Annotated in this window: 11 protein-coding genes; 6 read left to right on the forward strand and 5 right to left on the reverse strand. The window is 65.5% G+C overall.

Going from position 1 to position 12,840, the window contains the following annotated elements:
- Positions 1 to 91 precede the first annotated feature (91 nt).
- The 3 genes from FNV92_RS32135 to FNV92_RS32145 all read left to right on the forward strand — a co-directional run bounded on the left by FNV92_RS32135 (position 92) and on the right by FNV92_RS32145 (position 5,567).
- Positions 92 to 2,848: a DUF2235 domain-containing protein gene (locus FNV92_RS32135; protein ID WP_143843088.1), complete on the forward strand. Its 2,757-nt coding sequence runs from the start codon at positions 92 to 94 to the stop codon at positions 2,846 to 2,848.
- Positions 2,849 to 2,970: 122 nt separating this feature from the next.
- Positions 2,971 to 3,654, forward strand: coding sequence for a response regulator transcription factor (locus FNV92_RS32140; protein WP_041748592.1), 684 nt, complete (start codon positions 2,971 to 2,973; stop codon positions 3,652 to 3,654).
- Positions 3,651 to 5,567: a sensor histidine kinase gene (locus tag FNV92_RS32145; protein ID WP_143843087.1), complete on the forward strand. Its 1,917-nt coding sequence runs from the start codon at positions 3,651 to 3,653 to the stop codon at positions 5,565 to 5,567. The genes FNV92_RS32140 and FNV92_RS32145 overlap by 4 nt, the downstream gene beginning before the upstream one ends.
- 137 nt (positions 5,568 to 5,704) lie before the next feature.
- Here FNV92_RS32145 and FNV92_RS32150 read toward each other — a convergent pair whose 3' ends face one another.
- The gene (locus tag FNV92_RS32150; RefSeq protein ID WP_015688898.1) at positions 5,705 to 5,998 is read right to left on the reverse strand and encodes a hypothetical protein; all 294 of its coding nucleotides are present in this window, start codon (positions 5,996 to 5,998) and stop codon (positions 5,705 to 5,707) included.
- A gap of 235 nt (positions 5,999 to 6,233) precedes the next feature.
- Here FNV92_RS32150 and FNV92_RS32155 point away from each other — a divergent pair, with 235 nt between their 5' ends.
- Together FNV92_RS32155 and FNV92_RS32160 are read left to right on the forward strand one after the other, a co-directional pair.
- A complete protein-coding gene (locus tag FNV92_RS32155; protein WP_143843086.1) occupies positions 6,234 to 6,458 on the forward strand; it encodes a cysteine rich repeat-containing protein in 225 nt (74 codons plus the stop codon).
- 59 nt (positions 6,459 to 6,517) lie between these two features.
- On the forward strand, positions 6,518 to 8,098 hold the full coding sequence (locus FNV92_RS32160; RefSeq protein WP_143843085.1) for a GMC family oxidoreductase: 1,581 nt from the start codon (positions 6,518 to 6,520) through the stop codon (positions 8,096 to 8,098).
- 3 nt (positions 8,099 to 8,101) lie between these two features.
- Here the strand turns inward: FNV92_RS32160 and FNV92_RS32165 are convergent, their stop codons facing one another.
- The 4 genes from FNV92_RS32165 to FNV92_RS32180 all read right to left on the reverse strand — a co-directional run bounded on the left by FNV92_RS32165 (position 8,102) and on the right by FNV92_RS32180 (position 11,110).
- Positions 8,102 to 8,797 carry a hypothetical protein gene (locus FNV92_RS32165; RefSeq protein ID WP_143843084.1) on the reverse strand — a complete coding sequence of 232 codons (696 nt, stop codon included), beginning with the start codon at positions 8,795 to 8,797 and terminating at the stop codon, positions 8,102 to 8,104.
- An 85-nt stretch (positions 8,798 to 8,882) separates the two neighbouring features.
- A complete protein-coding gene (locus tag FNV92_RS32170; protein WP_015688902.1) occupies positions 8,883 to 9,596 on the reverse strand; it encodes a hypothetical protein in 714 nt (237 codons plus the stop codon).
- Between the two features lie 132 nt (positions 9,597 to 9,728).
- Positions 9,729 to 9,977: a hypothetical protein gene (locus FNV92_RS32175; RefSeq protein WP_143843083.1), complete on the reverse strand. Its 249-nt coding sequence runs from the start codon at positions 9,975 to 9,977 to the stop codon at positions 9,729 to 9,731.
- A gap of 167 nt (positions 9,978 to 10,144) precedes the next feature.
- Positions 10,145 to 11,110 (reverse strand): NAD(P)H-dependent flavin oxidoreductase, encoded by a 966-nt coding sequence (locus FNV92_RS32180; protein ID WP_143843082.1) that lies wholly within the window; start codon positions 11,108 to 11,110, stop codon positions 10,145 to 10,147.
- A gap of 124 nt (positions 11,111 to 11,234) precedes the next feature.
- Between FNV92_RS32180 and FNV92_RS32185 the strand changes: the two genes are divergently transcribed.
- Positions 11,235 to 12,797 (forward strand): AMP-binding protein, encoded by a 1,563-nt coding sequence (locus FNV92_RS32185; protein WP_143843081.1) that lies wholly within the window; start codon positions 11,235 to 11,237, stop codon positions 12,795 to 12,797.
- Positions 12,798 to 12,840: the final 43 nt, after the last annotated feature.

The following is a 12,840-nucleotide window of genomic DNA, read 5'->3' on the forward strand; positions in this document are numbered from 1 at the left end:
CTCCATTGATTCACGATGAAATCACGCATGAATTCCAAGGATGCGGCTCGGGCGGGCCGTAAGGCATCCACCACCATTTTCGGAGGAGTCCATGACGCACCAGGATGATGCGCTGCGTGGCGGTCCTGTAAAGCCGGACCATACGCACGATGATCCGGGGACCGCGGCGAATGCACCCGATGCACGGGCGCCGCGCAAGCTGGTGCTGTTCGCCGACGGCACGGGCAACGCGTTCACGACCCAGGAATCCAGCGTCTGGCGCCTCTACGAGGCACTCGATCATACCCAGCCCGACCAGATCGCGTATTACATCAAGGGCGTCGGCACCGCCGGCTGGGCGCCGCTCGCGGCCCTCGACGGCGCCACCGGCATCGGCGTTCCCTCCAACGTCCGCAAGCTCTACCGCTTCCTGTGCTGGAACTGGCGTCCCGGCGACGAGATCTACATCTTCGGCTTCAGCCGCGGTGCCTTCACGGCACGCACGCTGGCATCGATGATCGCCAGCCAGGGGCTCGTGCCGGCCGAAATCAAGGGCGAGCCGGTCTCGCATGCCGAGATGGAGCGCAACGCCATGGCCGCGTGGCGGGAGTATCGCAGGAAATCGGTGGGCTATCGCAGCCTGCCGACGATCTGGATCGTTCGCTGGATCCGCGACTTGCTTCTCATCATCTACCATTTCGTTCGCATGCACCGCTCCTATTGCACGGTCCGCAAGGCCATGGCCGGACGCAGGAACATCAAGATCGAATTTCTCGGGCTGTTCGACACGGTCGAAGCTTATGGCGTCCCCATCGAGGAGCTTCGCGTCGCGATCGACTGGGCAATCTGGCCGATCTCGTTCCGCAATCACCGGCCCTCGAAAGCGGTGAAGCACATCCGTCACGCGCTCGCGCTGGATGACGAGCGCACCACCTTCCATCCGTTGCGGATCGACCAGAGCGATCTGGCGGCCGACCAGACGGTCAAGGAAGTGTGGTTCGCCGGCGTTCACTCCGATATCGGCGGCGGATATCCGGAATCCACGCTGTCCTTCGTGCCACTGGTCTGGATGACGGAGCAACTCGAGGGCAGGCTTCGCTTCCAGGACGGCGAGATCGAGCACTTCAAGGAATATCAATCCGCGATCGGACCCATGCACGATTCGCGCAGCGGCGCCTCCGTGCTCTACCGCTACGGTCCGCGGCCAATTCTCGAAGGCGCTGCGAACGGCGGCAAGCCGGTGGTTCACTTCGCGGTGGTCGAACGCATGCTGTTCGGATGCGACGACTATGCGCCGATCATGCTGCCAGCGAACGCACGGGTGCTGATGCCCGACGGGGACATCAGGGAGCTCACCAATACCGACGCGCACCAGGCCATGCGCGACGCCTATGTGAGGAAGGCGAAGGGCCCGATAGGCCAGGAGGAATCCGACGCCTTCTCCGGGATGAAGGCGCCAGACGCGGACATGGCGAATCTCGCACGTGGCGCTGTGTGGTGGCGACGCGTGGCCTATTTCTCGCTTCTGATCATGACGGGCGTGATTGCCGCCTGGCCGTGGATCGCACATAAGGTCATCGATACGTCCGGCAAGACCCTGCGAGAATCCGTCAGCGACATCGACTGGGGTTTCAGCGCAGTGCTCGGCTCCGTCGCGAACCTGCTCGAGAAAGTATTGCCCTCCTATGCAGAACCATGGCTCAATATCGCGCTCTATTATCCGGTCGCAACCTCACTCGTCGTGCTCGTCACGTTGTGGGTCTGGAGCATCAACTCCTCGCTGCGTGACGGCATCAAGGAGCGCGCGCGTCTCGCCTGGTACCGGCCGGAGCGCAAGGCGAGCGCAAAGAACCTCAGCCGGTTGAGCCCGTTGTTCAGGTTTGGCGGCTTGATGCAGCGAAATGCGCGGTGGATGAGCTTGCCGTTCACCAAGATCATCTTTCCCGTCGTCTCCATCATCGCCATCTACGCCGCGGTCCTGCTGATTGCCTCAAGCAGCTTCTTCACTTGGCGCGTCGCGACCGGACAGGTTTGTCAGACCATGGAAACAAGAGCCGCAGAGGTGAGCAAAAAGGGAGCAGATGTCGCCACGAACATTCCGCCGGCCAGGCCCGTGGGCGACAGCGCGCTTACCGCGACCGAGCTCTTCAACGTCAACCAATTCTGCTGGGCAAGCAGACTCGCCGTGGAGAAGGGCCGCAAATACCGGGTCTGGATCGATATCGACCAGCGCTGGTTCGACCGCACAATTATGTCCGGCGCCAATGGATTCCAGACTTACGAAAACCACCACTATTTCGCTCTACCGACCCGGCGGCTGCTCGGAGCGGACTGGTTTCAGCCTGTTGTGCGCGTCGGCGAGAAGGGCCTTAACGATCAGCCGCTGCAGGCAGTGAACGTGATACCGGCAGATGAGCTACCGCGCCGCATTGACCCGACCCTTCCCGAGAAAAAGGCTAAGGATGAGCCGAGTAACAGATTTCCCGTCCGCCTCGAGAGCACAGAGGAATCCAGCACGGACGATGCGACCAAGCTAACGAAGCTCAAGGCTGATATCGCGAAGATGGGCACATTCGACGCGCTTCCGCCGGACGAGACAGCGCGCAAGGTCTGGGATAGGCAGCAACTTGCGGACCGGATAGTGGCCGAATTTGTCGCACCGGATTCCGGCGAGTTGTTCTTCTACGTCAACGACGCCGTGCAGATCGTCCCGGGCTTCCTGAAATGGCTGGTCCCCGCGAAATACGCCGACTATTTCGGGCCGAGCGAACAATACTACAAGAACAATAGCGGCACTGCGCGCATCGTCGTGCAGCGCCTGCCGAGCCCGCCGATGCCGCCGGAGAAGCCGGCTGCGGCGACGCAGTAGGCACCGCGTCCGGAGGCGCTGGGCCCGCTCATCGGCCCCCATGATTATGGGTGTCGTGGCGCTCGCGCTGCGGCTAAACTTGGTCCTGCGCCGCGGGGGACACGCGGTGCGGGACGATGGACATGAGCGAACAGGACGAGATGGGTGAAGCCATCACCATCCTCCTCGTCGAGGACGACGCGCCGACCTGCTGGCGGCTCCAGGATGCGCTGGTCAAGGCCGGCTACGAGGTGCGCAGCGCAGGCACGCTCGGTGAGGCGCGCCAGGCCCTGAACGGCGGCGCGCCGCGCGTGCTGCTGACCGACCTGCGGCTGCCCGACGGCCACGGCATCGAGCTGATCCGCGAGACAAGGCGGCGCTTTCCCGACACCGAGATCATGGTGATCTCGGCGCTCGGCGACGAGGAAAGCGTGATCTCGGCGATCACGGTCGGCGCCACCGGCTATCTTCTGAAGGATGCCTTCCCGACCGACATCGCCACCACTGTGCGCGATCTGGTCGCCGGCCATTCGCCGATCTCGGCCTCGATCGCCCGTTTCATCGTGCGCAGAACGCAAGGCGCGGCGCAGAACCCGGCCGATCCGCCGCCCGGCCCCGCGCTCAACACCGCACGACTCACGCCCCGCGAAATCGACATCCTCTGGGGCATCGCAAAAGGCTTCAGCTATGCCGAGATCGCGAGCCATCTCGGCCTGTCCAGGCAGACCGTGCCCGGCCACATCAAGAACATCTATCGCAAGCTCGAAGTGCACACCCGCAGCGAAGCGGTGTTCGAGGCCGTGCAGCAGGGCTTGATCAGACTGTGAGCGAGATCGCGGCGAAGGCGAGCGGGCGGCGCCGGCGGCTTCTTTCGCGCCTGACGCCCTATCTGCTGCTCCAGGCACTGATCCTGATCGCCACGATCCTCGGGCTGCGACTGCTCCAGCCCAGCGACCCCGAGGACTTTGCCCTGAACGGATTTTCGCTCCGGGAGGACGGCGCGACGCGTCCCGTGTCGCTGCCGCATTTCACGTCATCGCGTTACTCGCTTGCCGATCCTCCGCTCTACGCCGGCACCTTCGCCTTTCACCACGGCGAAGCGGTGCCGGGATGGTCGGTGTTCCTGCCGCGCTTCAGCAATGCGGTGGAGGTCGCCGTCAACGGCGTCGTCGTGCTCGACTCCCGCCGCGATACCAACGCCAACCGGCCGGATCGCAACACGCCGCAGATCGCGGCCATTCCCGCCTCGCTGCTGCACGACGGCAGCAACGAGATCACGGTGCGGCTTTTCGTATGGGGCCCGTTGAAGGGCTTCCTCGACACCGTCTATGTCGGGCCGGACGCCGCCCTGCGCCCGGCGTTCGAGACCCGCACGCTGCTGTTCGTCACGCTCCCGGTGGTGTTCTCGGCCTGGCAGTCGATCCTCGCCGTCATACTCGCCATCATGTGGCTGATGCGGCGGCGCGAGCCGGTTTACGGCGTGCTGGCGGCGGCGATGGTGCTCGGCGTGGTGCAGGCGTTCGTGCCGCCGCCGGTGCCGCCGGCCACCACGTCGCGGCTCGCCGCAGTGCTGCTGGCATCGGCGCCGACCGAAAGCGCGCTGATCGTCGTTTTCGCCCTGCTGTTCTTCGACTGGCGCTGGCCGCGCTATGGCGCGCTGCTGTTCCTGCCGGGCATCGTGGTGTTCGTGGTCGGACTGCTGGGCGGCCCGCCGCTGCCGCGCATTCTGTTCCTGGTTCTCGGTATCCCCATGGTGGGCATCTGCCTGCTGCTGATGGCCAGCATCGCGGCGACGGAGGTGGTGCGGAGGCACGACGCCGTGAGCCTCACGCTCGGCTGCGCCGTGACCATCGTGCTGACCTGCTGGATCCACGACATGCTGTCGGTGTTCGAGATCGTGACCAACGAACGCACATTCGTCTCCCGCCTGTCCTATTCGGCGATGCTGGTCGCGATCGGCGCCGGCCTGACGTGGCGTTTCGCCCGCGCGCTGAACCAGGTCGACAGCTTTGCCGGCCAGCTCGTGACCCGCGTGCGCGAGACCGAGGAGCGGCTTAAGGCGAGTTTCGTGCGCGAGGAGGCGCGCGCCCGTGCCGCCGCGCTCGCCAACGAGCGCACGCGGTTGATGCGCGACCTGCATGACGGCCTTGGCGGCCAGCTCGTCAGCATCGTCGCACTCTCCGAGCGCGGCCAGGAGGGTGCCACCATCACGGACGCGGCGCGCGCCGCGCTGAAGGATCTGCGCCTCGTCATCGACTCCATGGACGACATCGGTGGCGACCTGATGCTCGCGCTCGGGTCCTGGCGCGAGCGCGCGGCGATGCAATTGCGGCCGCACGACATCGCGCTCGACTGGCGCGTGGCTACGCCGCAGGGCCTGCCGCTGCATCCGGAGCTGCGGCCATGGCACGTCATCCAGATCGTGCGCATTCTCGACGAGGCCGTGACCAATGCCGTCAAGCACGCGCAGGCACGCAATATCGTCCTCAGCATCGAGACGCTCGACGATGGCCAGGGGCCGTACGGCGTGATCAGCGTCGCGGACGACGGCAAGGGCTTTGCGCTGGCCTGCAACGGCGAAGCCGCAAGCGCGAGCCAGACGACCCGGGGCCTGCGCAATATGAGAAGTCGCGCCGCGCGCTGCGGGGCAGTGCTCGATCTGAGATCGGATGCCTCGGGGACGCGGGTACGGCTGCAATTGCCGCAAATCTTCCCCGACAGCGACGCGGCCACCGGTTGAAAAGCCCCCTCTCCGAACGTGTGGGACGCACGGAGAGAGGGAACGGGCCGGATTTTTTGTCTGCGGAGGACGGGGGGTTCGTCCGCAAGTCATCCCTTTGCCCGAAGCAATGCAATCAACTCAATCGAACGAGACCGTCAGCGCCTGCCGACGCGATTGACGGGACCGCCGCGATTCATCGGCGTACCGGCCCGTACGCCGACGCCGGGCGCACCGACACCGGGCGTTGCGACCGCTGCCGCGGCAACCGGCGCCACGGGTGCTGCAACCACCACCGCTGCGGTCGGCCGCACCACGCAGCCCTTGGGCACGCCGACCGTCTTGCAATAGACCACCGCCTGCGCCGGACTCGTGCCCAGCGACACGACCGCCGCGCCCGCCAGCATCATCACCGTCAGCCCGGCGCTCAGCGCTCCCACTTTCTTCGACATCTTGCTCTCCTGCTTCCCGTTCGGCGTCCCGATGCAATTACCGGGTCTCGCAGCCGACGTGCAGCCTGAATGGCAAAAGACGGCGCGCGGATACATGCCATGAAGATGGGGGTGCGGCGGCCTGGAGGGCGTGCCGATGCCATGATCATGGCATGGACCGGCCGCAGCACTCCGCGAGATGGTCCGGCCCGCTTGATCTCAAACGAGACCCCCGACGATCCCAAAGAGGTGCTTCATGAAAACTTCGGTTCTTGCCGCGCTGCTGCTCGCCGCCGCTGCCCTGCCCGCCATGGCCCAATCCGGTCCGACTATGGAGGAGCAGATGGCCTGCCGCAGCGACGCCAGCAAATTCTGCGCCGAGCATGTCGGCAAGCCACCGCAGATGAATGCCTGCCTGCGCGAGAACAAGACCAAACTCTCCGACGGCTGCCGCAAGGTGGTGGAGTCGCGCGGGGGCTGAGCCGGCAGCACAAATCTTGCAGGCACTCCGCGACATGAATGTCTTCGGAGTGCCCTTCAATGTACGACACCATCATCGTGGGCGCCGGCTCGGCCGGCTGCGTCTTGGCCAACCGGCTATCGGCCGATCCGCATCGCAAGGTGCTGGTGCTGGAGGCGGGCCGGGCGGCACCGGTCGCCTCCGACATTCCGTCGGATTGGCCGACGATGTTCAACACGGCGGTGGACTGGAGCTATTACACCGAGCCGCAAGCGGGCTGCCGCGGGCGCCGGATCTTCTGGCCGCGCGGCAAGATGGTCGGGGGCTCCGGCGCCATGAATGCGATGATCTATATCCGCGGCCTGCCCTCCGACTATGACGGCTGGGCGCAGGCGGGCTGCGACGGCTGGGCCTGGCGCGACGTGCTGCCAAAGCTCATCGCTTTCGAGAACAACGCGCGCTTCACCGACGATCCCTTTCACGGCACAAGCGGCCCGCTGTACGTTGGCGACGTTCCCCATGTCGACCCTCACGAGCTGAAATGGCTGGAGGCCGCGCAGGCCGCGGGGCTACCGCACAACCCCGATTTCAACGGTGTTACGCAAGAAGGCGCCGGCTTCTTCCAGTTCGTCATCAAGAACGGCGAGCGGTTCGGCACCGGCAAGACCTATTTGCGTCCGGCACTGGCGCGCACCAATCTCACGCTGAAGACGGGCGTGCACGTCACCCGCATCATCATCGAGCGTTCCCGTGCGGTCGGTGTCGAATATCTCGAGAACGGGCATCCGAAGAGCGCCTTCGCCACCAGCGAGGTGGTGCTCGCCTCCGGTGCCATCGGCTCGGCACAGCAGCTCCTGCTGTCGGGTGTCGGCCCCGCTGACGAATTGAACGAAGCCGGCGTGAATGTCGTGCACGAACTAGCCGGCGTCGGCAGGGACCTCCAGGATCACATCAACATTCCCATCACCTTCTATACGAAGGAAAAGATAGGCGTCGGCGCCTGGACGGAGCAGAGTCTGGCCGCGAGCCTTGCCGAATGGGAAACCAGCCGCAGCGGTCCGCGCAGTTCGCCCTGGGTCGCGGCCGGCGCTCATGTGCGGAGCCGCCCCGACGTCGAGCCCGACCTTCAGCTCTACGGCGCAATCAGCCCCCATCGCGACTATGTCCGCTTTCTATCGTCCAGGCCGGGCATCACCCTGCACGCGACATTGCAGCGGCCGAAAAGCCGCGGCCGGATCAAGCTGCGCTCGGCCGATCCGATCGAATATCCCGCGATCGACCCCTGCTATTTCAGCTCGGACATGACCGGCAACGACATCGCGACCATGATCGAGGGCGTGCGCATCAACCGCCGCATCGCCGCCCAGTCTCCGCTCAAGGAGATGATCGAAGGCGAGATCACGCCGAGCGCGGAAGCCGCGAGCGACAGCGAGATCGCCGATTATATTCGCGACCATTGCACCACGCTCTACCACGCCGCCTCGACCTGCCGGATGGGCACGGATGATCTGGCCGTCGTCGATCCCAAACGGTTGCAGGTGCGCGGCATCGATGGCCTGCATGTCGCCGACGCCTCGGTGATCCCGATCATGATCTCGGGGAACATCCAGACGCCGACAATCCTGATCGCCGAGTGCGCAGCCGCCGCGATTCTGGGCTAGGCGTTAGTCGTCGTCAGAACCGAACAGCATGATCCGAGGGCCGCGCGAGCGGCCTGGGACATCGCGAGCGTCGGAATCTGCGCGGACGTTGCGCGCGACGTCGTCCCAATCGGTGCGATCGCGCATGCCGCGTTGCTCGCGGGACTCATAGCGGGAGCGCTCGGCCCAGCGTTCACGGCGATCGATCCGGCGCCGGTCGGACGCGGCTCGTTTCACGTCCGAGTCCCTCGCCTTGGCATAGGCGTTTTCGGGTGGAGAGGGCGGCTCCGTCGAAGCCTGTTGCACGACGGGCTTTGCGTTTTGCGGCGGTGCCGCCGGTGCCGGCTTCGGCGGCTCGACTGCGGCGGCCTGCGAGGGCTGCGGCGCCGGTGGTTCAGCCGATGGCTGGGCATTGGCCTGAGTGGTCTGCGTCTCGGGCTTTGCCTCGGGCCCGGCGTCGTCCCGCGCCTGCGCTGGTGCAGCGATCACCGCGCCAAACGTTTGCGAGCCGGCGATATACTGCACGCGCTCGGACGGAGCGTTCGTCATCGCCGGCTTGGCGGCGACCTCGGCGCGCTGCGCCATCTTGCCGGTGTCCGGGCCCTGCTTGGGCGCGATCGGATTCATGATGTTGCCGGCGACGATACCGCCGCCGAGACCAATGGCGATGGCGGCGACAATCGTTCCAGCACCGACGAAATAAGCTGTCGAGGCGCGCATTGGCTCACTCCCTGTTTGGAGCGAGCAACGCCTGAAGATTGCCGGATGTTCCCGACGGCAGCCAGGTTCCCTGCGGGACCGCGCCTCAGATCTGCTGAGCGACCTTTTCCAGCCCGATGATGCGGGCGAGCTTGCGCACTTCTTCCTTCTGGTCGTCACGCAGCTGGAACAGCAGCGGCATCGCCGCCGACTTCAACTGCTGGACCTCGTCGCAGTTCGGATCGATCGGCACGCCCGGCGCGTTCGGATTGGAGAGCTTGTTCGCCGAGATCTTGCGGACGACGTTGCGCAGCGCGGTCTCGACCGAGGGCCAGTAATATTCCTGCGACGACGACAGTTTCAGTCGATCCCTGATGCCCGAGATCTGGACGTCGGACAGCAGCGAATAGTTTTTCTGCGGCTGCGGCTTGGCGGCGACTTTCGGCTTGGCGGGCGCTTCGACGACAGGAGCCTCCGCAGCGGCAGGCGCCTCATTCACACTTGCCTTGGGCATCGGGAAATCGGCCGGCGTGGCGGCGGCAAAGGCCTGGCGCAGCGGCTCGGTCAGCACCGGGGTCTGCGAAAGCTTGTCGGCCGATACCTGCACCACGGGCTCCATCGCGGCCGAGGCCAGTGCCAGCGTCGGAACCAGACGGTCGGCCTTGGCGGCGCGGTTGGTCGCGAGTGGGGACTTGGGCGAAGCCTGGGAGATCATCTCGGCGCTGACGCTGGGCACGCTGTCACGGCCGAGAATGGCGGTGGTGGCGGCACCGAGGACGAGGAAACAGGTCAGCACGACGATGGTGATGGCTTTGGACAAACGTCCCTCCGCGTCCGGCTTCAAGTCCACGTGATCACTGCCCGGAAACTGGGCGATAATTAAGGCTTAACCGTGCCATTGCGGCGGCAATCGCGCGGACTGCGGCGACACACCCAGAAAAACTCAGGAAAATCAGGCAGCTAGTGCCAGATCGTAGGCGTCCTGGATGTCGGCGACGATCTCGGAGGCTTCCCAAACCGCGCGCGGCTCGACCGATTGCAGCGTCACCGTCCAGTTGCCGCCCCGGCGGGTGCGGGGAACGCTGAGGATGTCGAAACGCACGTTGCGGCAGAGCGGATGGCGGGCCAGCGCATGGGCTACGCGAACGCGGATTTCGTCGAGCGACGCCGCCGTCTTGGAGTTGAGATAATCGAAGTCCATCGCCGGTCCCCCTCCGTCCTGATTGACGGCCGTAAGAGGGATTCTTGGCTTGCGTTGGTTAATCTGCCGTTAAGTGAGGCCGCCTGGAGGAGCGCTCGATTAACTGTGATCGCGATGACCGGGCCACGGCCTTCTCCGCATTTTTACGGGGAGAACGAGAGCGTTCCCTAGCGCCCGCCCGCCTCGCGATATTCCGCCAGCGTTCGCGCAACGAGATCATCGACAGCGAGCACTTCGGTCACGCCCGATGCTGAATGTCCGCCGCTCCAGATATCGCGCCAGCGTTTTGGCCGGCTCTCGCGTGCGGCGACATCGATGTCCTTGCCGATGTCGATCGCGCCACGCGCCGGCAGATCATCGGGATCCAGGCCGGCAGCCACGATCGACGGCTTCAGCATGCTGGTCTGCAGGCCCGTGAATGCGGTGGTCAGCAGGATGTCGTCGGCAGTGCTCTCGACCAGCATCCGCTTGTGACGCTCGTCCGCCATGCTCTCGCGCGTGGCGATGAACTTCGTGCCCATGTAAGCGAGATCGCAGCCGAGCACTTCGGCGGCGTGCAGCGCGCGGCCATCGCTGATGCCGCCCGCGAGCACGATGATTCCGTCGTAGAACGCACGCACCGCGCGGACGAAGGCAAACGGATTGAGCCAGCCGGTCTGCCCGCCGGCGCCCGCGGTGAGCAGGACCAGCCCATCGGCGCCTGCCGCCGCCGCGCGCTCGGCGTGGCGGATCGATGCGACGTCGGCCAGCACCAGCGCGCCGGCGTCGTGCAACGGCTTCAAGACCGGCGCCGGCGAGCCGACCGAGGTGATGACGATCTCCGGTCTGTGCCGCAGCAGCACGGCGAGATCCTGTTCCAGCCGCGCATTGGAGCGGTGCACGATCAGGTTCGGACAGAGCGGCGCTGGCTCGCGGCCCGATTGATCCTCGTGCTGCCGCAGCCGCATGTCGATCTCGCTGAGCCACGACTCGAGTTGTTCCGTGCTGCGGCAATTCACGGTGGGGAAGCTGCCGATCACGCCGTTGCGACAGGCAGCGACCATGAGCTCGACGCCCGACACCAGAAACATCGGCGCCGCGATCAGCGACAGACCAAGACGATCGCGGAAACGTTGCAGTCTATCCGACGTCACGCGAACCTCCCTGTCACCCTTGCGTACTCCGCGGGCTTTGTCGTTCCATCCCGCCGTCGCTGTGCTAGCGTTGCGCGCAAACATTGGCACGACACAAGCCGATGACAAAGCAACGAGGAAACATATGTCCGATCCGCTCCACGCATCGTCCCCGAGTTGCGCGCAGACGCTACGGGCACTGTCGCGCTATCCCGGCCGCACCGCCTTCGCCTGGCCCGGCGGATCGCTGAGCTATCAGGGCACCATCGACCTGATCGGACGCATCCAGTGCGTCTTCATGCGGCTCGGATTGCAGCCCGGCGCACGCGTCGCCTTCCTCACGGCGAACCGCGCCGACACCTGGTGCGCCGGCGTCGCGGCGCAATTGTCACGACTCTGCATCACCTGGCTGCATCCGTTGGGTTCGCAGGCAGACCAGCTGTTCCAGCTGGAGGATTCCGAGGCCGAAGTTCTGGTGGTCGATGCGGCCGCCTTCCGCGATCGCGGCGGGGAGCTCGCCACGCAGGCGGGCCGGCTCAAGGCCGTCTTCACCATGGGACCGGCCGGCTATGGCGTCGACCTGTTGCAGGCCATCGAGGTCGGAGGCCATGCCAGCGCGCAGTGCTTCGCCGGTCCCGACGATCTCTCCACGCTGAACTACACCGGCGGCACGACCGGCAAATCCAAGGGCGCGCTGCGTTATCACCGCGAAAATGCCGGAGCCGCCGCCGCGATCCTCGCCGACTTCGAAATCCCGGACGCCGCGCGCTATCTCACGGTCGCGCCGATCAGCCACGTCGCCGGCACGAAGGTGCTGCCGACCCTGATGCGCGGCGGCACCGTCCACATGCTGAAGGGGTTCGATCCCGAGGCCGTACTGACGACGATCGCACGCGAGCGCATCAACTTCACGCTGTTCGTGCCGACCATGATCTATGTGCTGCTCGATCACCCCGCGTTGAGCAAGACTGATTTCTCCTCGCTCGAACTGGTGCTCTACGGCGCCTCCGCGATGTCGCCGAGCCGGCTGGTCGAGGGCATCGAGCGGATCGGGCCGGTGTTCTCACAGCTCTACGGCCAGACCGAATGCTATCCGGTCTCGGTGCTGCGCAAGGCGGACCACGATCCCAGGACGCCGGAGCTGTTCCTGTCCTGCGGCTTCCCGATCGCGGCCTGCGAAGTCCGGATCCTCGACGACAACGACGAGGAGGTGAAGACGGGCGAAGCCGGCGAGATCTGCGTGCGCGCCCCGCATGTGATGGCGGAATACTGGAAGCGGCCGGAGATCACCGCGGAGACGTTGAAGAACGGCTGGGTCCACACCGGCGACATCGCGCGCCGGGACGAGCGCGGTTACATGTTCATCCTCGACCGCAAGAAGGACATGATCGTCACCGGCGGCTTCAACATCTTCCCGCGCGAGATCGAGGACGTGCTGTCGCAACACGCGGATGTCGCGATGGTCGCGGTCGTCGGCATCCCCGACGAGAAATGGGGCGAGGCTGTCACCGCCATCGTCGTGCCGCGCGAGGGCACAAGGCCCGATGCGGACGAGCTGATCAACCTCGTGAAGACCCGAAAAGGCTCTGCGCATGCGCCCAAGCAGATCCAGTTCGTCAAGCAACTTCCGATGACCGGCGTCGGCAAGGTCGACAAGAAGGTTTTGCGCGCGGGTTTCTGGAGCGGGCGGGACCGGATGGTGGGGTAACTCCCGGGATTTTACGGGTGCCGTTGTGGCCTCGGCGCCACAA

Source organism: Bradyrhizobium cosmicum, assembly GCF_007290395.2.
GTDB classification, from domain to species: domain Bacteria; phylum Pseudomonadota; class Alphaproteobacteria; order Rhizobiales; family Xanthobacteraceae; genus Bradyrhizobium; species Bradyrhizobium cosmicum.